Annotated in this window: 24 protein-coding genes; 6 read left to right on the top strand and 18 right to left on the bottom strand. The window is 68.5% G+C overall.

Going from position 1 to position 26842, the window contains the following annotated elements:
- Positions 1-69 precede the first annotated feature (69 nt).
- The 3 genes from ACKTT0_RS15485 (at position 70) to ACKTT0_RS15475 (ending at position 3733) form a co-directional block, all read left to right on the top strand.
- Positions 70-1716, top strand: coding sequence for an electron transfer flavoprotein-ubiquinone oxidoreductase (locus ACKTT0_RS15485; protein ID WP_038854074.1), 1647 nt, complete (start codon positions 70-72; stop codon positions 1714-1716).
- 8 nt (positions 1717-1724) lie between these two features.
- Entirely contained in the window at positions 1725-2555 is an 831-nt protein-coding gene (locus ACKTT0_RS15480; protein WP_407850727.1) for an NAD-dependent epimerase/dehydratase family protein, read from the top strand.
- 62 nt (positions 2556-2617) lie between these two features.
- Positions 2618-3733, top strand: a complete 1116-nt coding sequence (locus tag ACKTT0_RS15475; protein WP_407850726.1) for a cytochrome P450 family protein — start codon at positions 2618-2620, stop codon at positions 3731-3733.
- 370 nt (positions 3734-4103) lie between these two features.
- On the opposite strand, the gene ACKTT0_RS15470 is transcribed toward ACKTT0_RS15475, so the two are convergent.
- The 12 genes from ACKTT0_RS15470 to ACKTT0_RS15415 form a co-directional block, all read right to left on the bottom strand.
- A complete protein-coding gene (locus ACKTT0_RS15470) occupies positions 4104-4880 on the bottom strand; it encodes an enoyl-CoA hydratase/isomerase family protein (RefSeq protein ID WP_407850725.1) in 777 nt (258 codons plus the stop codon).
- A complete protein-coding gene (locus ACKTT0_RS15465; protein ID WP_028356321.1) occupies positions 4877-6109 on the bottom strand; it encodes a CaiB/BaiF CoA transferase family protein in 1233 nt (410 codons plus the stop codon). Before ACKTT0_RS15465 ends, ACKTT0_RS15470 begins: the two co-directional genes overlap by 4 nt.
- Before the next feature lie 54 nt (positions 6110-6163).
- Complete coding sequence (locus ACKTT0_RS15460) at positions 6164-6856, bottom strand: GntR family transcriptional regulator (protein ID WP_407850724.1); 693 nt, start codon at positions 6854-6856, stop codon at positions 6164-6166.
- A gap of 44 nt (positions 6857-6900) precedes the next feature.
- Positions 6901-8439, bottom strand: a complete 1539-nt coding sequence (locus tag ACKTT0_RS15455) for a tripartite tricarboxylate transporter permease (RefSeq protein WP_407850723.1) — start codon at positions 8437-8439, stop codon at positions 6901-6903.
- 28 nt (positions 8440-8467) lie between these two features.
- The gene (locus ACKTT0_RS15450; RefSeq protein WP_407850722.1) at positions 8468-8950 is read right to left on the bottom strand and encodes a tripartite tricarboxylate transporter TctB family protein; all 483 of its coding nucleotides are present in this window, start codon (positions 8948-8950) and stop codon (positions 8468-8470) included.
- Positions 8951-8993: 43 nt separating this feature from the next.
- Positions 8994-9986 (bottom strand): Bug family tripartite tricarboxylate transporter substrate binding protein, encoded by a 993-nt coding sequence (locus ACKTT0_RS15445; RefSeq protein WP_407850721.1) that lies wholly within the window; start codon positions 9984-9986, stop codon positions 8994-8996.
- Between the two features lie 244 nt (positions 9987-10230).
- Complete coding sequence (ltaE, locus tag ACKTT0_RS15440) at positions 10231-11241, bottom strand: low-specificity L-threonine aldolase (RefSeq protein ID WP_407850720.1); 1011 nt, start codon at positions 11239-11241, stop codon at positions 10231-10233.
- A gap of 64 nt (positions 11242-11305) precedes the next feature.
- Positions 11306-12190 (bottom strand): DMT family transporter, encoded by an 885-nt coding sequence (locus ACKTT0_RS15435; protein ID WP_407850719.1) that lies wholly within the window; start codon positions 12188-12190, stop codon positions 11306-11308.
- Positions 12191-12298: 108 nt separating this feature from the next.
- The gene (gene acs, locus ACKTT0_RS15430; protein ID WP_407850718.1) at positions 12299-14278 is read right to left on the bottom strand and encodes an acetate--CoA ligase; all 1980 of its coding nucleotides are present in this window, start codon (positions 14276-14278) and stop codon (positions 12299-12301) included.
- 167 nt (positions 14279-14445) lie between these two features.
- Positions 14446-15780, bottom strand: coding sequence for an MFS transporter (locus ACKTT0_RS15425; protein WP_407850717.1), 1335 nt, complete (start codon positions 15778-15780; stop codon positions 14446-14448).
- Positions 15777-16184: a heme-binding protein gene (locus tag ACKTT0_RS15420; RefSeq protein ID WP_289784293.1), complete on the bottom strand. Its 408-nt coding sequence runs from the start codon at positions 16182-16184 to the stop codon at positions 15777-15779. Before ACKTT0_RS15420 ends, ACKTT0_RS15425 begins: the two co-directional genes overlap by 4 nt.
- A complete protein-coding gene (locus tag ACKTT0_RS15415) occupies positions 16181-18271 on the bottom strand; it encodes a propionate--CoA ligase (protein WP_407850716.1) in 2091 nt (696 codons plus the stop codon). Before ACKTT0_RS15415 ends, ACKTT0_RS15420 begins: the two co-directional genes overlap by 4 nt.
- Before the next feature lie 36 nt (positions 18272-18307).
- On the opposite strand from ACKTT0_RS15415, the gene ACKTT0_RS15410 reads away from it, so the two are divergent.
- A complete protein-coding gene (locus ACKTT0_RS15410; RefSeq protein WP_407850715.1) occupies positions 18308-18952 on the top strand; it encodes a C40 family peptidase in 645 nt (214 codons plus the stop codon).
- Positions 18953-18969: 17 nt separating this feature from the next.
- On the opposite strand, the gene ACKTT0_RS15405 is transcribed toward ACKTT0_RS15410, so the two are convergent.
- The 3 genes from ACKTT0_RS15405 to ACKTT0_RS15395 form a co-directional block, all read right to left on the bottom strand.
- Positions 18970-19281, bottom strand: a complete 312-nt coding sequence (locus ACKTT0_RS15405) for a DUF2325 domain-containing protein (protein WP_407850714.1) — start codon at positions 19279-19281, stop codon at positions 18970-18972.
- A gap of 195 nt (positions 19282-19476) precedes the next feature.
- Positions 19477-20421 (bottom strand): CysB family HTH-type transcriptional regulator, encoded by a 945-nt coding sequence (locus ACKTT0_RS15400; protein WP_407850713.1) that lies wholly within the window; start codon positions 20419-20421, stop codon positions 19477-19479.
- Positions 20422-20558: 137 nt separating this feature from the next.
- Complete coding sequence (locus ACKTT0_RS15395; protein WP_407850712.1) at positions 20559-21194, bottom strand: LysE family translocator; 636 nt, start codon at positions 21192-21194, stop codon at positions 20559-20561.
- Between the two features lie 137 nt (positions 21195-21331).
- Here ACKTT0_RS15395 and ACKTT0_RS15390 point away from each other — a divergent pair, with 137 nt between their 5' ends.
- A complete protein-coding gene (locus tag ACKTT0_RS15390; protein ID WP_472977669.1) occupies positions 21332-21826 on the top strand; it encodes an Lrp/AsnC family transcriptional regulator in 495 nt (164 codons plus the stop codon).
- Positions 21827-21865: 39 nt separating this feature from the next.
- Here ACKTT0_RS15390 and ACKTT0_RS15385 read toward each other — a convergent pair whose 3' ends face one another.
- Together ACKTT0_RS15385 and ACKTT0_RS15380 are read right to left on the bottom strand one after the other, a co-directional pair.
- Complete coding sequence (locus tag ACKTT0_RS15385) at positions 21866-23359, bottom strand: CoA-acylating methylmalonate-semialdehyde dehydrogenase (protein WP_407850710.1); 1494 nt, start codon at positions 23357-23359, stop codon at positions 21866-21868.
- A gap of 72 nt (positions 23360-23431) precedes the next feature.
- The gene (locus tag ACKTT0_RS15380; protein WP_407850709.1) at positions 23432-24649 is read right to left on the bottom strand and encodes an ABC transporter substrate-binding protein; all 1218 of its coding nucleotides are present in this window, start codon (positions 24647-24649) and stop codon (positions 23432-23434) included.
- A gap of 143 nt (positions 24650-24792) precedes the next feature.
- On the opposite strand from ACKTT0_RS15380, the gene ACKTT0_RS15375 reads away from it, so the two are divergent.
- Positions 24793-25713 carry a LysR family transcriptional regulator gene (locus ACKTT0_RS15375; RefSeq protein ID WP_407850708.1) on the top strand — a complete coding sequence of 307 codons (921 nt, stop codon included), beginning with the start codon at positions 24793-24795 and terminating at the stop codon, positions 25711-25713.
- A gap of 27 nt (positions 25714-25740) precedes the next feature.
- On the opposite strand, the gene lptF is transcribed toward ACKTT0_RS15375, so the two are convergent.
- Positions 25741-26838 carry an LPS export ABC transporter permease LptF gene (lptF, locus tag ACKTT0_RS15370; RefSeq protein ID WP_407850707.1) on the bottom strand — a complete coding sequence of 366 codons (1098 nt, stop codon included), beginning with the start codon at positions 26836-26838 and terminating at the stop codon, positions 25741-25743.
- Between the last annotated feature and the right edge of the window lie 4 nt (positions 26839-26842).

Raw genomic sequence — 26842 nt, 5'->3', positions numbered from 1 at the left:
CCGGCTGCAATACAATCGTCGATAATACTTCTTTGCATCACCAGAAGGCACATAGAGGGGATTTGTGTAATGTCCGAACGCGAGTCAATGGAATATGACGTGGTGGTGGTCGGCGGCGGGCCCGCCGGCCTGGCCGCCGCCTTGCGGCTCAAGCAGCTCGCCACCGAGCGCAACCATGACCTGAGCGTCTGCGTACTCGAGAAAGGCGCCGAGATCGGCGCCCACATCCTGTCCGGCGCCGTCATGGATCCGCTGGCCCTGACCGAACTGATCCCGGACTGGAAAGACAAGGGCGCCCCCCTGAACGTGCCCGTCACCCAGGACCAGTTCCTGTTCCTGACCCGCACCGGCGCGCGCAGCACGCCCAACTGGATGCTGCCGGCCTGTTTCCAGAACCACGGCAACTACATCGTGCGGCTGGGCGATGTGGTCAAGTGGCTGGGCGAACAGGCCGAAGCCGCCGGCGTCGAGATCTTCCCCGGCTTCGCGGCCGCCGAGGTCCTCTACGACGAGAACGGCGCCGTGCGCGGCGTGGCCACCGGCGACATGGGCGTGGCCCGCGACGGTTCGCACACCGACCATTACCAGCCCGGCATGGAACTGCTGGCCCGCTACACCATCTTCGCCGAAGGCTCGCGCGGCCAGCTGGGTCGCCAGCTCATCGAGCGCTACAAGCTCGACGACGGCCGCGACCCGCAGGCGTACGGCATCGGCCTGAAGGAAATGTGGGAAGTGGATCCCGCCCAGGCGCGCCCCGGCCTGGTGGTGCACACCGCCGGCTGGCCGCTCGACGCCGATACCTATGGCGGCTCGTTCCTGTACCACCTGGACAACAACCTGGTGGCGGTCGGCATGGTCGTGGGCCTGGACTACGCCAACCCCTGGCTGTCGCCCTTCGAGGAATTCCAGCGCTACAAGACCCACCCCGCGATCCGCGGCACCTTCGAAGGCGGCAAGCGCATCGCCTACGGGGCGCGCGCCATCACGGCCGGCGGCCTGCTGTCGCTGCCCAAGCTGACCTTCCCGGGCGGCGCGCTGGTCGGCTGCGAGGCCGGTTTCCTGAACGCCTCGCGCATCAAGGGCAGCCACGCCGCCATCAAGACCGGCATGCTGGCCGCCGAGGCCGCGTTCGACGCCGTGGCCGCCGACCGGCGCCAGGACGAACTGTCCGCCTACCCGGCCGCCTTCGAATCGTCGTGGCTGCACACCGAGCTGAACAAGGCCCGCAACTTCAAGCAGTGGTTCAAGAAGGGCCGCACCATCGCGACCCTGATGACCGGCATCGAGCAACTGGTGCTCAAGGGCAACATCCCCTGGACCATCCATCGCACCAAGCCCGACCACGCCTGCCTGCAGCCGGCCTCGGAATGCGCGCGCATCGACTACCCCAAACCGGACGGCAAGCTGACGTTCGACCGGCTCAGTTCGGTGTTCATCTCGAACACCAACCATGAAGAGAACGAGCCGGTCCACCTGACCCTCAAGGACCCGACCGTGCCGGTGGCCGTCAACCTGGCCAAGTATGGCGGCCCGGAGGCGCGCTACTGTCCGGCCGGCGTCTACGAGTTCGTCAAGGACGACCACGGCGACGACCGCCTGCAGATCAACGCGCAGAACTGCGTACACTGCAAGACCTGCGACATCAAGGACCCCACCCAGAACATCGTGTGGGTCGCTCCGCAAGGCGGCGAAGGCCCGGTCTACAGCGGCATGTAGGCGCGGCCATGGCCGAACGCGTGCTGCTGGCCGGTTGCGGCGACCTCGGCCTGCGCCTGGCCCGCCGCCTGCAGGCCCGCGGCGCCGAAGTCTGGGCGCTGCGGCGCCAGCCGCCGGCCGACGACGCCAGCGGCATCCATTGGCTGCGCGCCGACCTTACCCGGCCGGACACCCTGCGCGGCCTGCCGGCCGGCATCACCCGGCTGGCCTACCTGCCCGCCCCCGGGGCGCGCGACCCGGCCGTGTATCGCGCGGTGTTCCGCGACGGCCTGCCCGCCCTGCTGGCGGCGCTGGACACCGCCGCCCTGCGCCGCGTGCTGTTCGTCTCGTCGTCGGCCGTCTACGGCGAGCACCACGGCGACTGGGTCGACGAAACCACGCCGCCCGCGCCGCTCGGCTTCAATGGGCGGACCCTGCTCGACACCGAAGACTGGCTCGCCGCCCAGCCGCTCGACTCCGTAGCCCTGCGGCTCGCCGGCCTGTACGGGCCCGGCCGGCTGCAACTGGTCGAGCGCCTGCGCGCCGGACAGGCGCGCGCGCCGCGCCACCCGCCGCATTGGGCCAACCGCATCCATATCGACGACGCCGCCGCGGCGGCCGATCACCTGCTGTGCCTGCCACGCGCCGAGCCGGTGTACCTGGGCTGCGACGACACGCCGCTGCCGCTGCACGAGCTGTACGCCTACCTGGCCGGCCTGGCGGGCGCCCCGGCGCCGGCTGACGGGCCGGCGCCGCCCAACGTCGGCAGCAAGCGGCTCAGCAACGCCCGACTGCGCGCCAGCGGCCTGGCCTTGCAATGGCCCGATGCGCGCGCCGGCTACGCCGCGCTGCTGGCCTGAATCCGGCCGACGCTTCGAGCCGCATCGAATCACGGCCGCCGACGGCACGGCACACTGCTGCCATGCAACCCACCGACCCTCTCAGCGCCGTCGCGCATCCCGACCCATACCCTTACTACCGGGCGCTCGCGCGCGGCCGGCCACTGTATCGCGACGACGCGCTGGGCCTGTGGGTTGCGTGCGCGCCGGCCGTCATCCGTGTCCTGCTCGACGAGCCCGCGGCCCGCGTACGGCCGGTCCAGGAGCCAGTGCCGCCCGCGCTGCAGGATGGCGCGGCAGGCGCGCTGTTCGGGCGCTTCGCCCGCATGATCGACGGCCCGCGGCATGCCGCGCTGAAGCCATTGCTGGAGGCACTCCTGGCGGAGCCGGCGCCGCGGCCGCCGGCGCACTGGCCGCCCGTGCCGGACAGCCCGGCCAGTCTCGACCGCTTCCTGTTCGACGCGCCCGTGTATGCCCAGGCCGGGCGCCTGGGTCTGCCCGATGCGGAGGCCGCGCCATGCGCGCGCGACGTCGCGCAGTTCCGCGCGGCGCTGCGGGCGGCGGCGTGGCCGGCCGACATCGCCGCCGGCCATGCCGCCGCGGCGCGCCTGCGGCACAGGCTGCTGGCACACCTGCGCCGCCAGTCCGCCGCGACGCCCCTGGCCGCGCTGCGGCGCCGCGCCGCCGGTACCGGCATCGACGACGAGACGCTCGCCGCCAACCTGGCCGGCCTGCTGTTCCAATCGTGCGAGGCCGGCGCCGGCCTGATCGGCAATACGCTGGTGGCACTGGGGCGCGATCCGGCCCGCGCGGCCGCCGCCCGCGCCGACGAGCGCCTGTGCCTGCAGGCGGCGGCCGACTGCGCGCGGCTCGATCCGCCCGTCCACAACACCCGCCGCTACCTGGCGCGGCCGTTGATCCTGGCGGACACTGCGCTGCCCGCCGCCGCCACCGTACTGCTGGTGCTGGCCGCGGCGGCCATGGCCCATGCCGGCGCGGCCCCCTGGACCTTCGGCGCCGGCCGCCATGCCTGCCCGGGACGCACGCCCGCACTGCAAGCGGCCGGCCTGGCGGTAGCCCACCTGCTGCGCGCGGGACTCGACGTGGCGGCACTGGCGCGCGCTTTCCGGTATCTGCCCCTGCCGAACGCGCGCATCCCGCAATTCGGGGCCCCGCGCAGCGGCTATCCAGGTGTCTGACACCCCATGGAACGCCCCGCGTCGGCAACGAACGCGGCGCGGGGCGTCAGACACCTACGACCCCATGCTGCTCGCACAAGGTGTCTGACACCCCATGGAACGCCCTGCACTGGCAACGAACGCGACTCGGGGTGTCAGACACCTACGGCCGCACGCTTCCCAGACAAGGTGTCTCCCGCACAAGGTGTCTGACACCCCATGGAACGCCCTGCGCCGGCAACGAACGCGGCGCGGGGTGTCAGACACCTACGGCCGCACGCTTCCCAAACAAGGTGTCTCCCGCACAAGGTGTCTGACACCCCATGGAATGCCCTGCGCCGGCAACGAACGCGACTCGGGGTGTCAGACACCTACAGCCGGGCGCCACAGCTCAGCGGCCGGTCCACTCCGGACGGCGCTTGTCGAGGAAGGCCTCGATGCCGATGTGGAAGTCGCGGCTGCCGTAGCATTCGCGCACCAGGTCGTCGTTGCGCGCCAGGCCCTCGACGGTGAGGCGGCGGATCGTTTCCTTGGCGGCCTTGATCGTCAGGGGCGCGTTGCCGGCCAGGCGCTGGCACAAGGCAGCTACCTTGGCGTCGAGCGCATCGGGCTCGACGATTTCGTGCACGAAGCCACAATCGCGCGCCTCGGCCGCGCCGATGGTCTCGGCCAGGATCAGCATGCGCTTGGCGCGCGCGGCGCCGAAACCCGCCACGACCCGCGCCGTATTGGCGCTGGACAGGCAATTGCCCAGGGTACGGGCGATCGGCACGCCGAACGAGGCGGCCGGCGTGGCAACGCGGAAATCGCAGGCGGCCGCCAGCGCCAGGCCGCCGCCGATGGCATAACCGTCGATCACGGCCACGGTCGGAAACGGCAGGCTCTCGAGCAGTTGCACGCGCTCGTCGATCGTGGCCTCGTAGCGGATGCCGTCCTCGCCCGAGGCGAACGCACGGAACTGCTCGATATCGGTGCCAGCCACGAACGCCTGGCCGCCCGCGCCGCGCAGCGTGGCCACGCGGATATCGTCGCGCCTGGCCAGCGTCTGGCAGATCGACGCCAGCTCGTCGTACATGGACCAGGTCATGGCATTGCGCGCGTCGGGCCGGTCGAAGACCACGGCCGCGATGCCGCCCTCGATGTGCAAATGGACTTTTCCGTCAGTCATGATGCGAACGCTCCGGACGCCTGCAGACGATCGAACTCGGCGCCGCCGATCCCCAGCTCGGCCAGCACCGCTTGCGTGTGCTCGCCCAGCAAGGGCGGCGGCATGCGCACCTGCTGCGGCGTATCCGACAATTTCACCGCGAAGCCGATGTTGGGGATCGACCCCTCGACCGGATGCGCGATGTCGAGCCGCATGCCGCGATGCCGCGCATGCTCGCTTTCGAATGCCTCGGGGTAGCTTTGCATGGGGCCGGCCGGGATGCCGGCCGCCAGCAACGCCTCGGTCCAGTAGGCGCGCGTGCGGGTGCGGAAGGTCTGCTCCAGGGCCTCGATCAGCACCTCGCGGTTGGCCAGCCGCGCGGAGATATCCTTGAACCGCTCGTCGGCCAGCAGCTCGGGGCGGCCGATGGTGTCGCACAGCAGCTTCCACAGCTTGTTGTTGGTGGCGCCCATCACGAAGTAGCCGTCGGACGCTGCCACCGCCTGGTAGGGCGCGCTCATGCGGTTGGCGGTGCCCAGCGGGGTGGGCACCTTGCCGGTACCCCAGTATTCCGAGATGTCCCATACTGAGAACGCCATGGCCGAGTCGAACAACGAGGCGTCGATGAACTGGCCGCCGCCGCCACGCATCTTGCCGATCTGCGCCGCCAGCACCGCGTAGGTGGCGAACAGGGCGCAGCCGATGTCGGCCACCGGCACGCCGGCCTTGACCGGGGGCCCGCCGGGGTGGCCGGTCACGCTCATGACGCCCGACATGGCCTGCGCCATCAGGTCGTAGCCGGGCCGCTGCGACCACGGGCCGCTCTGGCCGAACCCCGAGATGCTGGCGTACACCAGGCCGGGGTTGATCTCGCGCAGGGTGTCGTAGTCCAGTCCCAGGCGCCGCATGACGCCCGGGCGGTAGTTCTCGACCAGGATGTCGGCCTGCTCGACCAGGCGCAGCAGCACATCGCGGCCTGCCTCGCTCTTGAGATTCAGCGTGACGCTGCGCTTGTTGCGGTTCAGGTTCATGAAGCCGAGGCTGTCGTCGCCCTTCATCTTGAACCCCATGGCGCCGCGCGTCTGGTCGCCCGTGCCGGGCGGCTCGACCTTGATGACGTCGGCACCCATGTCGGCCAGTAGCATGGTGCAATACGGGCCCGCCATGACCTGGGTCAGGTCGATGACTCGCACGCCGGCCAGCGGCAATGGACGGGCAGACGGCGTGGCGCTCGGGGTGGCTTGGTTCATGCTGAAGTCCTCGCTCGTATCGAGAGGTGAAGCGCGCGGGCACCCGCCGGCCGGTCAGGGCTGGGTGGGCGGCTGGTCGCGCTGGATGGATTCCTTGGCGATATTCACGACGGTGCCCGCGACGTGCGCCTTGAGCAATTGCCCAAGCCGCTCGGCGTCGCGCGCCTCGAACGCTTCGATGATGGCTTCGTGCTCGCGCACGGCGCGATCCCAGTTGTCCTGCGACTTGCTGCGCACATAGCGGGCGTTGTGCACGCGCATCAGGATCTGGTCGTAGAAGCCGGTAAGCACGGCGTTGTCGGCGATCTCGAAGAACGCGTAGTGAATGGCGCGGCCGTATTTCAGGTACGACACTTCGTCGCCGGCGCGGTAGTGCTCGATCATGGCGTCATGCATGGCGCGCACCCGCGCGATGTCGGCATCGGTGGCCCGGCGACAGGCGGTTTCGCCGGCCACCGCCTCCAGCGCCGCCATGACGGGGAAATGCTGCTCGACTTCCTCGTCGCGCAGCACGGCCACGATGGCGCCGCGATTGGGCAGCAGTTGCAGCACGCCTTCCGACGCCAGCACCTTCAAGGCTTCGCGCATGGGCGTGCGCGAGATGCCGAAGCGGCGGCACAGGGCCTGTTCCGGCACTTTCTGGCCGGGCTTGAGCTCGCCGCGGATGAGCAGCGCCCGCAAATTGGCGATCAGCGTGTCGTGCAGGCTGACGCGTACGATTTTTTCCGAGGTCTCGGGGTGGTCCATGATGAGGCTCGATCAGTAGAAACCGGTAGACAGCGCCGGCGGCTTCAGCTCTCTTTGGCGACCGTGGGACGCGGCGCGGCGGACGATTTGCCGCGCCCCGACGCCCGGCGCCAGAGCGGCGCGACAAGCGGCAGGGCCAGCAGGAGGATCCCGATCACCATCATGGCGCCGACCAGCTTGTTCGCCCAGAAGATACTGGCCTCGCCTCCGGAAGACAACATCGCCTGGCGGAAGGCGTCTTCGGCCTTGTCGCCCAGCACCATCGCCAGCACGAACGGCGCCAGCGGATAATCCAGCTTCTTGAAGATGTAGCCGGCCGCGCCGAAAGCCAGCGCCAGCCAGATGTCGAACTCCTTGCTGGCCACCGTGAAGGCGCCGGTCAGGCACACGACGGCGATGACCGGCCCGATGATCTTGAAGGGCACGCGCAGGAAGGCGGCGAACAGCGGCACCGTGGCCAGCACCAGCACCATGGCGATGACATTGCCCATGTACATGCTGGCGATCAGCCCCCAGACGAAATCCGGCCGCTCGGAAAACAGCATGGGGCCGGGCGACAGGCCCCAGATCATCAGGCCGCCCATCATCACCGCCGCGGTGGCGGAGCCCGGGATGCCCAGCGTCAGCATGGGCAACAGCGCGCACGAGCCGGCCGAATGGTCGGCCGCCTCCGGGGCCACGATGCCCTCGGGCTGCCCCTGGCCGAACTGCGCGCCGTTGCGCGACATGCGGCGCGCCATGCCGTAGCTGGTGAACGAAGCGGCGGTTGGCCCGCCGGGCGTGATGCCCATCCAGCAGCCGATCAGGGTGCTGCGGATCACGGTGCGCCAATAGCGCGGGATCTCGGCCAGCGTGGCGAGGATCTCGCGCGCCGGCATGCGCGCCTTGGCGCCCTGGAACTTGGTGCCCTCCTCGATGGTCATCAGCAACTCGCCGAGGCCGAACAGGCCGATCACCGCGGTCAGGAAGCTGATGCCCGAGATGAGCGAGTCCATGCCGAAGGTCAGCCGGGCGCTGCCCGAGATGGTGTCGATGCCCACCGTGGCGCACGCGAAACCCAGCATCATCGACACCACGGTCTTGCCGGCTCCGTTGCTGGACATGCCCACGAACCCGGCGAACGCCATGAAATACACGGCGAAGTATTCGGCCGGCCCGAACTGCAGCGCGAAAGATGCCATCCAGTTGGCCAGCAAGGTAATCACCACCACCCCGCTGAGCGCGCCGAAGCCGGCCGAGCCGAAGGCCAGGGTCAGGGCGCGTGCGGTCTGCCCGCGGCGCGCCATGGGGTAGCCGTCGAAGGTGGTGGCCACCGACGACGGCTCGCCCGGTATGTTGAACAGGATCGATGTGGTCGACCCGCCGAACAGCGCGCCCCAGTACATGCTGGTGAGCAGGATGATGGCGCTGACCTGGTCCATGGTGAAGGTCAGCGGCAGCAACAGCGAGACACCGTTGGGCGCGCCCAGCCCGGGCAGCACCCCCACCACCAGCCCCAGCAGCACGCCGCCGACGATGATCAGCACGTGCTGGAAAGTCAGTGCAATGCCGAAACCATGAAGCAGTTCGTTGAAGTTGCCCATTGCGCGGGATCCTGGAATCGGCCGGGGTTCAGTACACGCCCAGCAGGTTGAGCAGCGGGCCTTTCGGCAGCGGCAGCTGGAAGGCGTATTCGAACGCGCCGTACAGGAACAGGGCCACGCCCAGGCCCAGGGCGGCGGCCCGGCCGGCGCCCAAGCCGCCGCGCCACCAGGTAAGCCCGCACAGATAGATGGCAATGGCCGGGTACATGCCGAGCACCGCGCACAGCACGGCGAAGCCCAGCAGCGTCAAGGCGAACACCGCCACCGCGCCGCTGCGGCCGGGCTCGATGAACGGCTGCCCCAGCCGCCGGCGCCCCGCCAGCGCCCGCGCCAGGTTGGCCAGGCTGCCCAACAGCAGCAGCACGCTGATGTAGAACGGGAAGTAGCCCGACTCGGGGCCGGCGTCGCTCCACCCGATGCCCAGGGCATGGGAGGAGGCGCCGATCAGAATGGCCGCCGCCGCTGTGGCGCAGGCGGCGGCCACTTCCATGGCGTAGCGAGTGATGGTCATGCCTGCTCCTGGTGGATGGCTGGCGACGGCGTCCGCGCGCGGCCTATTTGGCCCAGCCGTTGCTGGCGTAGATCTCGCCGTAGCGGGCCTGGTCCTTGCGCACGAAGTCCGCCAGGGCGTCGCCCGAGATCACCCGCGGGATCTGCGCGGCGCGGGCCACGTAGGCCTGCCACTCGGGCGATTCGCTCACTTTCCTGAACAGCTCGCGGTAGAAGGCGACCGCCTCGGGCGGCGTGCCGGCGGCCAGCCACATCATGCGCGGCTGTTCGAACACGGGTACGTCCAGCCCCGCTTCCCGGCAAGTGGGAATGTCCGACCACGACTGGGTGGCCGTGACCTTGTCCTTGCCGGGCATGCGTTCGGCGCTGAATACGCACAGCGGCTGCTGCTTGCCGGCGCGCCATTGCTCGACGCTCTCGCTCGGGTTGTTGACGTTGGCCTGGATATGGCCGCCCGCCAGTTGCACGGCGGTCTCGCTGCCGCTGCGGAACGGGATATAGATGAACTTGGCGCCGATGGCCTTCTGGACCAGCGACACCAGCGTCTCGTCGGCTTCCTTGGCGCGGGCGCCGCCCACCTTCATGCCGCCCTGCTTGGCGCGCGCCACGAAACCAGGCACGTCCTTGATGCCGGACTCGGGGTTCACCCACAGCAGGAAGGGGTCGAAGATCATGGTCGACACCGGCGTCACGTCGCTCACGCTGTACGACAGCTTGGAGGCGATCGGCAGCACGTAGACCTCCTGCGTGCCGAAGTACACCTTGTAGGGGTCGCCGGCATTGCCCTTGGCGTAGATGTACGCCTCCGCGCCGCTGCCGCCGCCCTTGTTGGTGACGATGATGGGCGTGTCGACCAGCTTGTCCTTGGTGATGACCGACTGGATGGCGCGCGCGAAGATATCCGTGCCGCCGCCCGCCCCCGCCGAGGCGACGAACTCGATCGGCCGCTCGGGCTGCCATTGCTGTGCCTGGACCGGGCTCGCGGCCAATACCGCGCAGACCAGCAGGCCGGCGGACCACGATGATGTGGTGTTCATTGTCTCTCCAGAATGATGGATGGACCCGGAGAACCGGGCGTCGCGACGGACATGCATGGCATCCGTCGTCGGGCTGTGGGCTCATGATATATGAATAATGCATTCATTATTCATTATGCGTTTTAAGGGTTTTCCATGATGCAGCCTCGCCCGGCCGCTCGGGCAGCCGGCGGCCGGGCATGAAAAAGCCCCGCTGAGCGGGGCTTCGCCTGTGCGGGAACCGGCCCCTGGCCGGCCGGCCGCGTCAGCCGAAATACGCCTGGACGGCGCGCACCACTTGCCGGACGTCGTCCTGCGAAACGTCCAGGTGCGTGACCAGGCGGGTCGGGCCGCCATAGACGGCGCGCACCAGGATGCCCTGCTCTTGCAGCGCGCGCGTCAGCGGCTCGCAATGGGCCGGTTCGAATTGCACGAACACCATGTTGGTGTCCTGGGACAAGACCTGCACGGCCTCGATGCCGCGCAGCCCGTCCGCCAGCAGCCGGGCATTGTCGTGATCCTGCGCCAGGCGTTCGACGTGGTGCTCGAGCGCGTGCAGGCAGGCGGCCGCCAGCACGCCCGACTGGCGCATGCCGCCGCCCAGCACCTTGCGCCAGCGGCGCGCGGCGTCGATCAGCGCCCGGCTGCCGACCAGCACCGAGCCCACCGGCGCGCCCAGACCTTTGGAAAAGCAGATCGACACCGTATCGAACGGCGCGCACACGGCATTCACCGGACGGCCGGACGCCACCGCGGCATTGAACACACGCGCCCCGTCCAGGTGCAAGGCCAGCCCGCGCTCGCGCGCGAAGGCCGCCGCCGCGTCGATGTAGCTGGCCGGGATGACCTTGCCATGGAAGGTGTTTTCCAGCGCCAGCAGGCGCGTACGCGCATAGTGGGGATCGTCATGCGGCTTGACGGCGGCGGCCAGCTTTTCCAGCGGCAGCGTGCCGTCGGGCGCATGCTCGACCGGCTGCGGCTGGATGCTGCCCAGCACGGCGGCGCCGCCGCCCTCGTACTTGTAGGTGTGGGCAAGCTGGCCGACCAGGTACTCGTCGCCGCGGCCGCAATGCGCCATCAACGCCGCCAGGTTGCTCTGCGTGCCGGACGGAAAGAACAGCCCGGCCTCCTTGCCGGCCCGCTCGGCCACGGCCTGCTGCAGGCGCCGCACGGTGGGATCGTCGTTCATCACGTCGTCGCCCACGGGCGCCGAGGTCATGGCCTGCAACATGGCGGCGGTCGGCCGCGTGACGGTATCGCTGCGCAAATCGATCATGAATGCTCCAGTGTGTCGGTATGCTGGCCGGCCCGCGGCCCGCCAGGGGAAAACCGCGCTTGTGTCATCGGGTCGGCGGGCGCGCGGCGCGGCTGACGACCCACAGGCCGCACAGGATGAGCGCCATGCCGGCCGCCTCGGCCAGGGTCGGCTGCTCGCCCAGCAGGCCCCACGCCAGCAGCACGGCCACGACGGGCACGCCCAGGCTGGACAGGCCGGCGATCGAGGCAGGCACGCGCCGCACCACCGACAGCCACAGCAGCCAGCCCGCCGCGGTGGCGATCAGGACAATGTAGATCATGCCGGTCCATAGCTGCCAGCCCCATTGTGCCGGGAAATGCGGCACCCACAGCGCCACCGGCGTCATCACCAGGCCGCCCAGCAGCATCTGCCACGCGGTGAAGGTCATCAGGTCGGGCGCGTGCAGGTCGAAGATGCGCTTGGACAGCACCGTGCCGAGCCCCCAGCACAGGCCGCTGCCCAGGGCCAGCAGCACCGGCGCCGCGTCGCCCATGCCGCCCCAGGGCTCCAAGAAACACACCAGCCCGGCCGCCGCCAGGGCGATGCCCATGGCATGGCGGGTGGTGGGCCGTTCTTTCAGGATCCACCAGGCAAACAGCACCACCCAGAACGGCATGGTGTAGGCCATCAGCGAAACCTTGCCGACGCCGCCCGACACCAGCGCGATCTGCACGAACCCCTGGAACCCGGCCGTCTGCGTCAGGCCGGTCAGCAGCGTCAGCTTCCAGGGCGTCATGCCCAGCGGCCGGCGCAACGCCACCAGCAGCGCGAACAGCACCATGCTGCCCGACAAATAGCGCACCGCCACGAACTGGAACGGCCCGATGTACGGCACCACCAGCTTCATCGCGATCCAGCTGCCGGCCCACACCAGGATGGTTGTGAACATCAAGGCCAGTCCGGTGCGGTCGAAATTGCTGTGGCTCACGCGAGGGCTTCCAGGTCAAAGAAAAAGCGCCCGCCCGGCTGGGCCGGGCGGGCGCATCTGATGATACTCCTATGGTGCCGCCATGATCGTGGCGCCGGGCGCCTGCGCTCAGACGGACTTGGAGAGCTGGTCGAGGATGGCGGGGTTCTCGAGCGTGGAGACGTCCTGCGTGACTTCCTCGCCCTTGGCCACCACCCGCAGCAGGCGGCGCATGATCTTGCCGGAGCGCGTCTTGGGCAGGTTGTCGCCGAAGCGGATGTCCTTGGGCTTGGCGATCGGGCCGATCTCCTTGCCGACCCAGTCGCGCAACTGCTTGGCAATGGCCAGGGCCTCCTCGCCTTCGGGGCGGGCGCGCTTGAGCACCACGAACGCCACCACGGCTTCGCCGGTGGTGTCGTCGGGCCGGCCCACCACGGCCGCCTCGGCCACCAGTTCATGCGCAACCAGCGCCGACTCGACTTCCATGGTGCCCAGGCGGTGGCCGGACACGTTCAGCACGTCGTCGATGCGACCCATGATCCAGAAATAGCCGTCGGCATCGCGCTGCGCGCCGTCGCCGGCCAGGTAGTAGCCGCGCAGCTCGGGCGGGAAATAGCTTTTCTTGAAGCGTTCCGGATCGCCCCAGATGGTGCGGATCATCGAGGGCCAGGGGCGCTTGATGGCCAGGAACCCGCCATTGCCCGGTTCGACCTCGGCGCCGGTCTCGTCGACCACCGCGGCCGCGATGCCGGGCAGCGGCAGCGTGCACGAGCCGGGCTTGGTAGGCGTGGCGCCCGGCAGCGGGTTGATCATGTGCCCGCCGGTCTCGGTCTGCCACCAGGTATCCACGATGGGGCAGCGCTCGCGGCCGACGTTCTTGTGGTACCAGATCCAGGCTTCCGGGTTGATGGGTTCGCCCACCGTGCCGATGATGCGCAGGCTGTCGAGGTCGTAGTTGCGCGGGTGCACGTCCGGCGTGGCCTCGGCGGCCTTGATCAGCGAGCGGATGGCGGTGGGCGCGGTATAGAAGGTGGTGACCTTGTGGCGCGCGATCATGTCCCAGAAGCGGCCGGCGTCGGGATAGGTGGGAACGCCCTCGAAGACGATCTGCGTCAGGCCGGCGGCCAGCGGCCCGTAGGTGATGTAGGTATGGCCCGTGACCCAGCCGACGTCGGCGGTGCACCAGTAGACGTCGTCGTTGCGGGCGTCGAAGGTCCATTTCACGGTGAGCAGCGCCCACAGCAGGTAGCCCGCGGACGAATGCTGCACCCCCTTGGGCTTGCCGGTGGAACCGGACGTATACAGGATGAACAGCGGGTGTTCGGCATTGACCGGCACCGGTTCGCAGGTATCGGGCTGCCCGGCCTCGACATCGTGCATCCAGAGGTCGCGGCCGTCGTTCCAGGGTACGTTGCCGCCGGTGCGCTTGTAGACGATGACCTTGGTGACGGCGTCGCAGCCGCCCATGGCGATGGCTTCCTCGACCGCCGGCTTGAGCGGGATGGTCTTGCCGCCGCGCACCTGCTCGTCGGCCGTGATGACCACCGAGGCGCCGACGTCGACGATGCGCTCCTGCAGGCTCTTGGCGGAAAAGCCGCCGAACACCACCGAGTGCGTCACGCCCAGGCGGGCGCAGGCCTGCATGGCCACCACCGCCTGGATCGACATGGGCATGTAGATGATGGCGCGATCGCCCTTCTTGTAGCCCAGCGATTTCAGGCCGTTGGCGAAGCGGCAGACGCGCGCCAGCAGTTCGCGGTAGGTGACCTTGTCGACGCGACCGTCGTCGGATTCGAAGATGATGGCGGTCTTGTCGGCGTTGCCGTTGGCGAGGTGCGCGTCGAGGCAGTTGGCCGACACGTTGAGCTCGCCGTCGCCGAACCAGCGGTAGAACGGCGCGTCGGATTCGTCGAGCACCTGGGTGAACGGCTTGGTCCAGGTCAGGTTCTCGCGGGCCTGGCGGGTCCAGAAGCCGTCGAAGTCCTGCTCGACTTCCTGGCACAGGGCCCGATAGGCATCCATGCTGGCGATGCGCGCGCCTTGCACGGCGCGCTCGGGTGGCGGAAACACGCGCGTTTCGACCAGGACGGATTCGATGGTATTGGACATGATTGTCTCCGGGTTCGTGATTTGTGGGTATGACTGCATCCTGCGGCTACCCAACCGTATCGCCGCGCTCTTACGGGCACCTTACGCAGAAGGGCTGGAGCGGCCCGTCCGTGCGCAAACGCGCCTGCGGCTGCAGTCATAAGAATACCAGCCGGCCATGGAATACCTCAGCCGTGCAGCGCCCGCCGGGCCAAGCCCTTGCGCACGTCGACGCGCGTCAGCAAAGCCAGGCCGCCCACGAAGAACACCCCGGTGACCAGGATGGCGAGCCGGTGATTGCCAGCGGTGAGCCAGGTCACCAGGCCGTAGGTCAGCGGCCCCACGACGGCGGCGAGCTGCACGGCGAAGGTCCAGAGCGCGAAAAACTCGGCCAGCCGGCCCGGCGGCGCCAGCGCGCCGACCATGGCGCGCCCGGCGCTCTGGCTGGTGCCCATGCACAGGCCGGCCAGGATCGCCGCCGCCCAGAACACCGGCACGGTCACGGCCGCGTACGCGACCAGCACCATGAGGATCCAGCCGGCCAGCGTGATGCCCAGCGCCCGCTTGTGGCCGATGCGGTCCTGCAGGTAGCCGAAACCGAACGCCCCCGCCGCCGCGCCGATATTGACGGTGAACACCAGCAGCATGATCTGCGGCATAGAAAAGCCCATGACCTGCTCGGCGTAGACGGCCGCCAGCGTGACCACCACCGCGATGCCGGCCTGGTAGCAGGCGCCGCACATCAGCAGGCGGCGGAACTCGGGGTAATGCCTGCCAGTATCGCGCCAGGCGGCGGCCAGGCGGCGCAGCATGTCGGGCGCCCGCAGCGCCACGGCGTGCGGGACGGCGCGCTCGCGCAGCAGGAAGAACGAAGGCAGGGCGGCCAGCGCGAATACGGCGCACGTCACCATGATGACCCACGGGACATATTGCGGCGCGTCCAGGCCGCGGGCCTCGCCCAGCGTGACGAGCGCCAGCGACAGGCCCAGCGTGAGCATGCCCCCGCAATAGCCGAAGCTCCAGCCCCAGCCCGATACCTTGCCCAGCGCGGCCGGCCGCGCCAGTTCGGGCAGGAAGGCGGCGACCACCGATTCGCCCACGCAATAGCAGTAATTCGAGACGGCCACCGCCGCCAGCGCCAGCCAGACATCGCCCGGCCCCGCCTGGGTCAGCACCAGCGTGGCGGCCACGCAGCCGGCCGTGCTGGTATAGAGCAGCCGGCGCTTGGCCGCGCGCGCGTCGGCGCGCGCGCCGAGGGTCGGCATGGTGAGCATGATCGCCAGGTACGACAGCGACAGCGCCGCCGTCCAGGCCAGCGTGGCCCAGTGCGCGCGGCCGCCGACCACGCTGACGAAATAGGTGCTGAACACGGTGGTGAGGATCACCGTGGTGTAGCCCGAGTTGGCGAAGTCGTACATGGCCCAGGCCCAGACCTCGCGGCGCGCGACGCCCGGGTTGAGCGCGCCGCCGGACACGCCGGCGGCCGGCTGCGGCCCTGCCTCGGGCGGCAGGGGATGCGTCACAGGCCGAGCGCCGCGATGCCGGCCCGCGCGATCTCGGCGTCTTCGGACGATTTCACGCCCGAGACTCCGACCGCGCCCACCACCTGGCCATCGGCCACGATGGGCACCCCGCCCTCGAGCATGCCTTCGAGCAGCGGCGCCGACAGGAACGCGTAGCGGCCGTTGTTGATGATCTCTTCGTAGGCGCGCGATTCGCGGCAGCCAAGCGCGGCGGTTTGCGCCTTGGCCGGCGCGATGCGGCTGGAGATGGGCGCCGCGCCGTCGAGCCGCAGCATGCCCAGCGTATGTCCGCCGTCGTCGACGATGGCGATGGTGACCGCCCAGCCGTTCTTCACGGCATGTGCTTCGGCGGCCGCCAGCGCTTTCTTGACATCTTCGGCGGTCAACGCGGGTTTGCTTTTCATTGCAGCGATTCCTTGATCTGGTCGAGTGAGGTGGGATCTTCGATGGTGGTGAGATCGCCGGGGTCGCGGCCTTCGCAGATGGCCACGATGGCGCGCCGCAGCACCTTGCCGGACCGCGTCTTGGGCAATGCCGCCACGAAGCGGATGCGGGCGGGCCGGGCGACGGCGCCGAGCTGGTCTTCCACCACGCGCATGATATCGCCTTCCAGGGCTCGCGCGGCATCGGGCCCGGCGGCGCCGGCCGGGTCCTTCAGCACGGCGAAGGCCATGGCGGCCTGGCCCTTGAGCGCATCGGCCACGCCCACCACGGCGCATTCGGCCACGCCACTGTGGCTGTTGATGGACTCCTCGATCTCGCGCGTGCCGAGGCGATGGCCGGCGACATTGATGACGTCGTCGGTGCGGCCCAGGATGAACCAGTAGCCGTCCTGGTCGACCCGCCCCCAGTCGAAAGTGGAATACAGCTGCCGGCCCGGGATGGAAGTGAAGTAGGTTTGCACGAAACGCGCGTCGTCGCCCCAGATGGTGGACATGGCGCCCGGCGGCAGCGGCGGCGCGATGGCCACCACCCCCTTGCTGCCGGGCGGGAGGTCCTCGCCGGTGGACTCGCTGACGATGCGGGCGTCGAACCCGTACACCGGGAAGGACGGACTGCCGAAGCGCGTGGGCACGCGCTCGACCCCGGGCTGCGCCGACAGGATGGGCCACCCGGATTCGGTCTGCCAGTAGTTATCGATGATGGGCTTGCCGAGCCCCTGCGAGATCCATTGCGCGGTGGGTTCGTCGAGCGGCTCGCCGGCCAGATAGACGGCCCGCAGCGAGGAAAGGTCGTGGCGCGCCAGCAGCTCGGGCGCCTGTCGCTTCAGCACGCGCACCGCGGTGGGCGCCGAGAACAGCGTATTGACCTGGAAGCGCTCCACCAGCTTCCAGAGAATGGCGCCGTCGGGCCGTACCGGCGTGCCTTCGTAGAGAATGGTGGCCTGGCCGCCGATGAGCGGGCCGTAGACGATGTACGAGTGCCCCACCACCCAGCCGATGTCGCTGGTGCAGAAGTAGGTGTCGCCCGGCTTGCCGTCGAACAGGTATTCCATGGACGCGGCCAGCGCCACGGCGTAGCCGCCGGTGTCGCGCTGCACGCCCTTGGGCTTGCCGGTGGTGCCCGACGTATAAAGGATGTAGCTGGGGTCGGAGGATTCGACCCACTGCACCGGCACTTGCGCGCCCTGGTGGCGCGCCCGCAGCTCGGCGTAGTCGAGGTCGCGGCCGGGCTGGCGCTCGCACGGCGCCAGCCCGCGGTCGAGCACGATGACCGCGCCGGGCGGCCGGCTGCACAGGCCCAGCGCCCGGTCGAGCAGCGGCTTGTAGGGCACCACCTTGCCGCCGCGCGAGCCGGCGTCGGTGGAAACGATGACCTTCGGCGCGGCATCATCGATGCGCTGGGCGAGGTTGACCGAGGCGAAGCCCCCGAACACCACCGAATGCACCGCCCCCAGCCGCGCACAGGCCAGCATGGTGAACACCGCTTCCGGGACCATCGGCATGTAGAGCAGCACCCGGTCACCCTGCCCCACGCCCTGCTCGCGCAGCATGGCGGCGACGGCGTTGACTTCCTCGTGGAGCTGCCGGCGGGTGTAGACCGTTTCGCGGTCGACCTCGGTCGACACCCAGACCAGGGCCGGCTTGTCGGCCTGCTGGGGCAGCCAGCGATCCACCGCGTTGTAGCAGAGGTTGGTGCGCCCGCCGACGAACCAGCGCGCGAACGGCGGGCGGGAGTAATCGAGTACCTGCCCGAACGGGGTTTCCCAATGGATGCGGCCGGCCTCCTCGCGCCAGAATGCGTCGCGGTCTTCGATGGATCGGCGGTGGAAATCGCGGGTCTTTTGCATGCGTGTCTCCGTAGATGCGCGGGCTCTCCTTGGGTGGCTCTGCGGCCATTCCCCGCTATTGTGGCCGGCAAAACTTGCACCAGGCTTGCCCCCCGACCTGGGGTATTCCCCAGGCCGGCCATGCCGCTTGCGACATGGCAAGACCGGCGGGCGCCGCCGACCTGGCGACACGGCAGTTTGATAGAATCGCGCCAACCTCATTACCTAAGGCGGGCCGCCCGGCCCGTCCGGGCGGGCATGCACTGGCACCTCACGCGCGCGCAACCTGGCAATCCACGCCTCGGATCGATCCACCGGGGTGCCGCCCTGTCGGCGCTCGCCGCCTGCGTGCTGCTGGCCGGCTGCGCGGGCAGCGGCCCGCGCCGGGACTCCGCCTCGCTCGAATCTCAGGACCTGGCCTGGGCCGCCTCGTCCAGCGACCCGATCGGCGCGCTCGTCACACGCAAGCTCAGCCGCGAACGCCAGCAGGCGATCGCCGATCCGCTGATCGACGAAGCGCTTGACCAGCTCGGCGTGCGCTACCGGTACGGGGGCTCGTCGCCCGAAGAAGGTTTCGATTGCAGCGGCCTGGTGGCCTATTCGGCCGAACGCGGCCTGGGGCTGAAGCTGCCGCGCAATTCCTCATCGATGGCCCTGATGGGCACGGCCATCGAGCGCAAGCAGTTGCAGCCGGGCGACCTGGTGTTCTTCAACACGCTGGGCCGCCGTTATTCGCATGTGGGCATCTACCTGGGCGACGACCGCTTCGTGCATTCGCCCAGTTCCGGCGGCGTGGTGCGCATCGAAAAAATGACGCTGGCCTATTGGGCCAAGCGCTACAACGGCGCGCGCCGCCTCGATGGCGGCCTGCTGGCCGCGGCCGGGGCCGCCTCCCGGCGCTAGGCCGGTCCACAGCGCCGTCAGTGCCCGGTGCACAGGCCGCACTGCTGCAGGGCCTGCTGCATGCTGCAAACCGAACGCCGACACGCCACCACCCGGATGCCGCCGCGCTGCGCCGCATTCCGGAAGGTCTTCATGACGTTGTGCCCGAGAAAATCGGTCAGCAAAATGACAAGCTGCGTGCCGGAGGGCAGCTGCAGCGTTTTCTTCTGGTGCGACGGATCGCGGCCACTGATGTGGTGCGTGATCGAAATATTGTGCCCCTTCAGCAGGTCCGGAATATTCCCCAGCCTGTCGGCGCCCACCACCACCGCGCTAAGCGCTGCTGCCATGATATGTACTCCAGATCATTGAGACGTGGAGTTAATGATAATGATTCCCATTTTTTAGTCAACATAAATGAGATCGGTTCTTATTTAATTATTTTTATCGGCCATCAGCCCGGCATAGCGAAGGCCCCCGGAGCGGGCGCGCAATAAAAAGCCCGGCCGCCTGGGCCGGGCTTTTGGGGCCGGTTCGCGGCGCAATCAGGCCTTGTCGCCCTGGACCGCCTCGGTCACGACCTGGCGGGTCAGCGAGGGAGACATCATCTCCAGGAATGTGTAGACATAGTCGCGCAGGAACACGCCAGCCTTCACGCCGACCCGGGTGGTGTGCGTGCCGAACAGGTGCCCCACCGGCAGGCCCACCAGGTTGCCGTCGCGGCGCGGATCATACGCCACGCCGGCGATGATGCCGATGCCCAGGCCGACACCCACGTAGGTCTTGATCACATCGGCATCGATGGCTTCCAGCACGATGTCGGGATGGATGCCCTGGCTGGCGAAGACTTCGTCGATGGTGCTGCGGCCGGTGAACGCACGGTCGTAGGTCACGATGGGGTATTCGGCCAGTTGCGCCAGCTTCAGGTTCTTGGCGGCGCTGGAAGTCAGTTCGGCCAGCGGATGGTCGGGCCGCACCACCACGGTGTGCTCCCAGGTGTAGACGGGCAAGGTGGCCAGGCCGGGGGTCAGCGCCAGCGACTCGGTGGCCAGCGCCAGGTCGGCCTGCTCATGGAGCACCATTTCGGCCAGTTGGGCGGGGCTGCCCTCGGCCAGCGAGAGATGCACTTTGGGAAACTGCTGGCGGAAACCGGGGATGACGCGCGGCAACAGGTAGCGCGCCTGGGTATGGGTGCAGGCGATGATCAGGCCGCCTTCATCGCGGCGGGCGAATTCGTCGCTGACTTTCTTCAGGTTGTCGACTTCGCGCATGATGCGGTCGATGACCTGCGACACCGCCAGGCCGGGCTTGGTCAGCCCCTTGATGCGCTTGCCGTGGCGTTCGAAGATCTTGATGCCCAGCTCGTCCTCGAACTCGATAATGGCTTTGGACACGCCGGGTTGCGACGTGTAGAGCATGCGCGCGGCTTCGGTCAGGTTGAAGTCGCGGCGGATGGTTTCGCGCACAAAACGGAATTGCTGCAGGTTCATGGTGGCCCCTGATAGACGGGCCAATTATAAGTAATAAAGAACGACTTCTATATTATTTCTAGTTATAAACTTAGAAAGTAGCGCGGTATTCGCCACTTCCTTGCGGCAGGTCAAGCCGTGCGTGCGGTCGCACTGCCTTATTGAGGTCGACCCGACAATGCCAGGCGGGCGCCGAATCCGATCAGCAGCGCGGCGAATGTCCAGCGCTGGATATGCTGGGCCAGGGGGCGACTGCGCAGCCAGCGCCCCAACCCCGTCCCGGCCACGGCGAGCAAGGCATCGAATAGCAGGCCCAGGGCCACGACGATCACGCCCAGCCCCAGGAACTGGCTCGCCACCGAGCCGCGCTCGGCATGGACGAATTGCGGCAACAACACCGAACAGAACAGCAACGCCTTGGGGTTGGAGCCGCTGGTCAAGAGGCCCCGCCAGGCAGCGCGGGCGTATGCCTGGCGCCGGCCGGCCGGGCCGGCCGGGAAGGCGCCGGGCACCAGCGATGCCGTGCGGCCGATCTTGATCCCCAGCCACACCAGATAAGCCGCGCCGGCCACCCTGACGGCCTCGAATACCCAGGGCGCCGTTTGCAACAGCGCCGCCAGCCCGAGCGCCGCCAGGGCTACGTGGGACGCGCGCGCCAGGGCCAGGCCGGCGGCCGCCGCCATGGCCGCGGCGCGTCCTTGCGTGGCGGAAGTCTGCAGCACCAGCACCATATCGGGCCCTGGCACCAGGTATACCGCCACGAGGGCACCCACGAACATTGCAATGTCAGGCATGCGAACCTTTGTCGAGGCAATTCATCGACAAAAGCATATCGGCTGCCTGGCCGGCGCGTATTGCGTAATTGTGTATTTTCCAGCCTAGAAATGGCACATTACGCCACTAGGCACCTTGAAATTTTGATTTTATGCCAATGAAACTCGACAACCTCGATCGGCGCATCCTGGCGGCGCTGCAGCGCGACGCGCGCCTGACCAATGTACAACTGGCCGAAGAGGTCGGCCTGTCCCCTTCCCCCTGCCTGCGCCGCGTGCGCCTGCTGGAAGAGGCCGGCATCATCGGCGGCTATCACGCGGCGCTGGACCGCACCGGCATCGGCCTGGGGCTGACGGTATTCGTGGGAATCAAGGTAGACCGCCATCATGCCGAAGAGGCCGCGGCATTCCGGGAAGCGGTGGCGCTGCTGCCGGCGGTGGTGTCATGCCACCTGGTGTCCGGTGAATCCGATTTCCTGCTGCAGGTGGTCGTGCCGGACCTGGCCGCCTACGAGTCGCTGCTGATGGAAGCGCTGCTCAAGCTGCCCGGCGTCAGCGACATCCGCAGCAATTTCGCGATCGCCACGATCAAGGGCCAGACTGCCCTGCCGCTGGACCACCTGCCGCAGCCGTCGGCCGCCGGCCACGGCTGAGTCCGGCGGCGCGGCAATGGACGCCGCGCCGCCGCCAGGTCAACGCATCGAGATGGTGGTGTTGACCGTGCGCCCGTGCGCCGACCAGCGCGCGGTCACGGTCTTGGTCTGGGTCCAGAACTGCACCGCCTGCTTGCCGTTCGGGCCCAGGTCGCCCAGCTTCGAGCCGCGCGAACCGGTGAAGCTGAACCAGGCCACCGGCACCGGGATGGGAATGTTGATGCCCACCTGCCCGACGTCGATGTTGTTCTGGAAATAGCGCGCCGCGCCGCCGTCCTGCGTGAACAGCGCCACGCCATTGCCGTTCGGATTGCGGTTGATGAAGGCCACCGCGTCTTCCAGCGTCTCGACGCCTACCACGCACAGCACCGGCCCGAAGATTTCCTCGGTATAGATGGTCATGTTCTCGGTGACGCCCTCGAACACCGTCGGCCCCACGAAGTTGCCCTGCTCGAAGCCCGCCACTTTCAGGTTGCGGCCGTCCAGCAGCAGCTTGGCGCCTTCGTCCACCCCTTGCTGGATCAGGCTTTCGACGCGCTTCTTGGCATTGGGCGACACCAGCGGGCCCAGGTCGGCTTCGCGGTCGGTGCCGGCATTGACTTTCAAGCGCTTGGCGCGCTCGACGAAATCAGGCAGCCAATTGCGCGCCTCGCCGACCAGCACGGCCACCGAGGCGGCCATGCAGCGCTGGCCGGCGGCGCCGAACGCCGCGCCCACCAGCTGGTTCAGCGCCACTTCGGGGTCGGCGTCGGGCAGGATCACGCAATGGTTCTTGGCGCCCATCATGGCCTGGCAGCGCTTGCCGGCGTTCGAGGCGCGGTGGTAGATCTCGGAGCCGACGCGGGTCGAGCCGATGAACGACACCGCCTTGATGTCGGGATGCTCGCACAGGCCATTGGCGATCTCGGGGCCGCCGTGCACCACGTTCAACACGCCGGGCGGCAGGCCGGCCTCGAGCGCGAGCTGCGCCAGGAACAGCGAGGAGGTCGGGTCCTGCTCGGACGGCTTGAGCACGAAGGTGTTGCCGCAGGCCACCGCGATGGGAAACATGAAGCACGGCAGCATTACCGGGAAATTGAACGCCGTGATGCCGGCGCACACGCCCAGCGGCTGGATCAGCGTGTAGACGTCGATGCCGCCGGCGGCGTTCTCCGCATATTCGCCCAACTGCAGGTTGGCGATCGAGCAGGCATGCTCGACCACTTCCAGGCCGCGGCCGACTTCGCCCTCGGCGTCGGGCAGGGTCTTGCCATGCTCGCGGGTGATCATCTCGGCCAGCTTGCCGGTGTTCTCGCGCAGCAGCTGCTGCAGCTTCAGCATGACGCGCATGCGCGCGCCCTGCCCGGTGTTGCGCCAGGTCTGGAAGGCCTCTTTGGCGTTGGCGACCGCCAGGTCCAGCTCCTCGCGCGTGGCAAAGGGAACGCGGGCGACCACTTTCTGGGTGGCGGGGTCAATCACGTCGCGCCATTCGGTGGTCTTGGATTGCACGAGCTTGCCGCCGATCAACAGCGGCACGCTGGGGACTTCGCTCATTGGATGCTCCTCATGAATAACGGGATACCGCCGGCCGCCAGGGCTGCCCGCGGGCCGCCCCGTACGTCCGTTTTACTGCTTCAGCAGCGGGCAGGTCGAGTCCGCCAGCGGCTGGAAGGCCTCGTCGGCCGGGATGGTGGCGACCAGCTTGGAATAATCCCAGCCGCCCTTGGAATCGCCCGGCTTCTTTACCTCGTACAGATACATGTCATGGATGACCCGGCCATCGGGCCGGATGCTGGCATTGCGCATGATCGGGTCCTTGATGGGCAGTTCGCGCATCTTGTCGGCCACCACGCGCCCATCGGTGCTGCCGGCGGCGGCCACCGCGCGCAGGTAGTGCAGCACGCTGGAATAGACGCCGGCCTGCGTCATGGTGGGCTTGAGCCCGCGGAACGCTTTCTCGAAGCGGCTGGACCAGGCGCGCGTCTGGTCGTCGTAGTCCCAGTAGAAGCCGTCCACATACGACAGGCCCTGGGCGTTTTCCAGGCCCAGGGCGCGCAGGTCCGACAGGAAGATCAGCAGCGAGACCAGGCGCTGGCCGCCTTCGACGATGCCGAACTCGCGCGCCTGCTTGACCGCGTTGACCGTATCCTGCCCGCCGTTGGCCAGCGCCACCACCTGCGCGCCGGAACTCTGCGCCTGCAGCAGGTACGAGGCGAAGTCGGGCGCATTCAGCGGATGGCGCACGCTGCCGGCCACCGTGCCGCCCAGCGCCTTGACGGCCTTGGCGGTGTCGGCTTCCAGGGAATGCCCGAATGCATAGTCAACCGTGATGAAGTACCAGGACTTGCCGCCGGCCCGCACGGTCGCCTTGGCGCCGCCGGCCGATTGCGAATACGTATCGAACATCCAGTGGAATCCCACCGGCGAGCATTCCTTGTTGGTCAGCGCGGTGGTGGCCGGGCCGGAGAACATCACGACCTTGTTCTTCTCGCGCGCGATGCCCTGCACGGCCAACGCCACCGCCGAATTGGTCAGGTCGGCGATGGCGGTCACGCCGTCGCGGTCGAACCATTCGCGCGCGCGGGCGGCGCCGACGTCGGCCTTGTTCTGGTTGTCGGCCGACACCAGCTCGATCTGCATGCCCTTGCATTCGGCCGCCAGGCAGTCGTCAATGGCCAGTTGGGCGGCGGCCACCGAGCCGGCCCCGCCCATGGCCGCGTAGGTTCCCGACATATCGGTCAGGACGCCGATCTTGACGGGGGGACGGTCGGCGGCGAGCGCCGGGGCGGCCAGCACGGCGCCCAGGCAGAGGCCTGCGGCGAACCCGCGAGCGTGCAATGTCATGGCTTGTCTCCGGTGATTTTTGCTGTCGTTGGCGGCGGCGCCGACGGATGCGGGCCTGCCAGTCTAGTGTAGATGTGTAAAAATCGGCCAGCAACAGCACAAATTGCACATTCGTTGTGCATAAATGAACAAGGGAACGCCAAATGCTGGACTGGGACGGCCTGCGCTATTTCCTCGAGGTGGCCCGCACGCAGCGAGTCAGCGCGGCGGCGCGCCGCCTGGGCGTCGAACATACCACGGTGTCACGTCGCATCCGCGCCCTGGAAGCCGAACTGGACAGCCTGCTGTTCGAAAAGTCGCGCGGCGCGGGCTTCGTCCTCACCGAGGACGGGCAGCGCCTGTTCGTCTACGCGGAACAGATGGAGAGCGCGGTGCAAAGCGCGCGGGAGAATCTGTCCGGCATCGGTCAGGCGCTGTCCGGCCACCTGCGCATCGGCGCCACGGAGGGCTTCGGCAGTTATGTGCTGACGCCGCTGGCAGCCGATTTCCAGCGCCGCTACCCGCACATCACGCTCGACATCCTGCCGGTGCCGCGCTTCGTCAGCCTGTCCAAGCGCGAGGCGGACCTCGCCATCACGATCGAACGCCCGCAGCGCGGCCCCTATGTGTGCACCAAGCTGTGCGACTACACGCTGCGCCTGTACGGCACCCCGGGCTACCTGGCGCGCCACCCGCCCATCGCGACGCGCGGCGACCTGGCCGGCCACACCTTCATCGGCTATGTGGACGAACTGCTGTTCAGCGAACGGCTGCGCTATCTGGAGGACCTGCTGCCGGAGAGCCGCGTGGTATTGCGCAGCACCAGCGTCATCGCGCAATACCACGCCGCGCTGCAGGGCCGCTCGCTGGCCATCCTGCCCTGCTTCATCGCGGCCCAGGACGCGCGCCTGGTGCCGGTGCTGGGCGACGATATCGCCATCACCCGCAGCTTCTGGATGTACTGCCACGAGGACCTGCACAAGCTCAAGCGCATGGCCGTGCTGTGGGATTTCATGCGCCGCTCGGCCACGCACAATGCCGAGCTGCTGGCCGGCCGGCAAGGCGCCATGCGCTACCTGCCATAGCAGGGCGCGGGCGCCGCGGCACGGGCGCTAGGACGTGCGCGGCGCCTTGACGCGCAGCCGCCGCATCAGCAGATAGGCGGCCAATGCCACCACCACGGCATGCACCGCCCACACGCCGACGCCGAAGGGCAACTTGCCGCTGCTGATCCAGGCGCGCGACAGGTTGATCAGATTCATATAGAGCAGCCCCACCAGGCCGGCGATGAGCAAGTCGCCCGAACGCCCCAGCCGCGGGTTCACCGCCCCCAGCGGAATGGCCAGCAAGGCCAGGTTCAGCGCCGCCAGCGGCAGCGATATGCGCCACATGATCTGGGCCCACGAACTGTCGGTGTCGTCGGCAATGAGCTGCAGCGTCGGACGCGCCTTGCTGGAACGTTCGGCGGCCGCGCGCGCCTCGGCGATGGGGTCGCCCGATTTGCTTTCGAGCCGCACGCCATACTGCGCGAAGTCGACCAGGCGGATCTCGGGCGTGCCGGGCTTGAGGTCGTAGCGGTGGCCGCGTCCCAGCACCAGGAAGCGGTCGCCGTTGGTTTCGGTCTGGATGCGCGCGCTGCTGGCGGTCATGACGCTGAGCCACTCCGGCCCGGTCTCGCGGGCGAACACGTTGCCGAGTTCGTCGTCCGGGTTGGTGGGCTCTTCGGCGAAAAACACGCGCTCGCCCTCGCCCGATTCAGCGAACTGGCCGGCGGTAACCTTGGACAGGTCCGAACGTTGCTCGAAGCGCTCGCGGTATTCGGCGATCTGCCGGTAGGCCCAGGGCGACGCCGCCAGTGTGAGCACCGCGACCACCGCCGCCACCGGTACCGCCACGCGCAGCACCGGCCGCAGCCAGTCCGCCAGCGACAGGCCGCTGGCGAACCACACGACCATTTCCGACTCGCGGTAATTGCGGGTCACGGTGGTCAGCACGGCGATGAAAAGCGACACCGCCAGCACAGTGGGCAGCGCGGTGATGGTCGAAAAGGCGGCCAGGCCCAGCACCACGTCGGCGCCGATGGTGCCGCCCGCGGCTTCGCCCAGCAGGCGCACCAGCAGCACGCTGAGCCAGACAACCACCAGGGTGGAGAAGACGACGCCCGCGTGGCTGGTGATCTCGGCGACGACAGACCGTTTGAATAGAGACATGTGA

The sequence above is a fragment of the Bordetella saccharivorans genome, from assembly GCF_045862855.1.
Classification (GTDB): Bacteria; Pseudomonadota; Gammaproteobacteria; order Burkholderiales; family Burkholderiaceae_B; genus Bordetella_A; species Bordetella_A petrii_F.
Note: the sequence above shows the minus strand (reverse complement) of the source record. Positions and strands in the feature narration are given on the sequence as shown.

Coding starts and splice junctions, on each gene's coding strand:
- ACKTT0_RS15470 (WP_407850725.1), bottom strand. CDS start 4,880: ATGACTGACGGAAAAGTCCATTTGCACATCGAGGGCGGCATCGCGGCC.
- ACKTT0_RS15455 (WP_407850723.1), bottom strand. CDS start 8,439: ATGGGCAACTTCAACGAACTGCTTCATGGTTTCGGCATTGCACTGACT.
- ACKTT0_RS15375 (WP_407850708.1), top strand. CDS start 24,793: ATGCTGGACTGGGACGGCCTGCGCTATTTCCTCGAGGTGGCCCGCACG.
- ACKTT0_RS15450 (WP_407850722.1), bottom strand. CDS start 8,950: ATGACCATCACTCGCTACGCCATGGAAGTGGCCGCCGCCTGCGCCACA.
- ACKTT0_RS15410 (WP_407850715.1), top strand. CDS start 18,308: ATGCACTGGCACCTCACGCGCGCGCAACCTGGCAATCCACGCCTCGGA.
- ACKTT0_RS15390 (WP_472977669.1), top strand. CDS start 21,332: ATGAAACTCGACAACCTCGATCGGCGCATCCTGGCGGCGCTGCAGCGC.
- lptF (WP_407850707.1), bottom strand. CDS start 26,838: ATGTCTCTATTCAAACGGTCTGTCGTCGCCGAGATCACCAGCCACGCG.
- ACKTT0_RS15475 (WP_407850726.1), top strand. CDS start 2,618: ATGCAACCCACCGACCCTCTCAGCGCCGTCGCGCATCCCGACCCATAC.
- ACKTT0_RS15460 (WP_407850724.1), bottom strand. CDS start 6,856: ATGGACCACCCCGAGACCTCGGAAAAAATCGTACGCGTCAGCCTGCAC.
- ACKTT0_RS15420 (WP_289784293.1), bottom strand. CDS start 16,184: ATGAAAAGCAAACCCGCGTTGACCGCCGAAGATGTCAAGAAAGCGCTG.
- ACKTT0_RS15380 (WP_407850709.1), bottom strand. CDS start 24,649: ATGACATTGCACGCTCGCGGGTTCGCCGCAGGCCTCTGCCTGGGCGCC.
- ACKTT0_RS15385 (WP_407850710.1), bottom strand. CDS start 23,359: ATGAGCGAAGTCCCCAGCGTGCCGCTGTTGATCGGCGGCAAGCTCGTG.
- acs (WP_407850718.1), bottom strand. CDS start 14,278: ATGTCCAATACCATCGAATCCGTCCTGGTCGAAACGCGCGTGTTTCCG.
- ACKTT0_RS15485 (WP_038854074.1), top strand. CDS start 70: ATGTCCGAACGCGAGTCAATGGAATATGACGTGGTGGTGGTCGGCGGC.
- ACKTT0_RS15395 (WP_407850712.1), bottom strand. CDS start 21,194: ATGCCTGACATTGCAATGTTCGTGGGTGCCCTCGTGGCGGTATACCTG.
- ACKTT0_RS15445 (WP_407850721.1), bottom strand. CDS start 9,986: ATGAACACCACATCATCGTGGTCCGCCGGCCTGCTGGTCTGCGCGGTA.
- ltaE (WP_407850720.1), bottom strand. CDS start 11,241: ATGATCGATTTGCGCAGCGATACCGTCACGCGGCCGACCGCCGCCATG.
- ACKTT0_RS15415 (WP_407850716.1), bottom strand. CDS start 18,271: ATGAGGTTGGCGCGATTCTATCAAACTGCCGTGTCGCCAGGTCGGCGG.
- ACKTT0_RS15480 (WP_407850727.1), top strand. CDS start 1,725: ATGGCCGAACGCGTGCTGCTGGCCGGTTGCGGCGACCTCGGCCTGCGC.
- ACKTT0_RS15405 (WP_407850714.1), bottom strand. CDS start 19,281: ATGGCAGCAGCGCTTAGCGCGGTGGTGGTGGGCGCCGACAGGCTGGGG.
- ACKTT0_RS15465 (WP_028356321.1), bottom strand. CDS start 6,109: ATGAACCAAGCCACCCCGAGCGCCACGCCGTCTGCCCGTCCATTGCCG.
- ACKTT0_RS15400 (WP_407850713.1), bottom strand. CDS start 20,421: ATGAACCTGCAGCAATTCCGTTTTGTGCGCGAAACCATCCGCCGCGAC.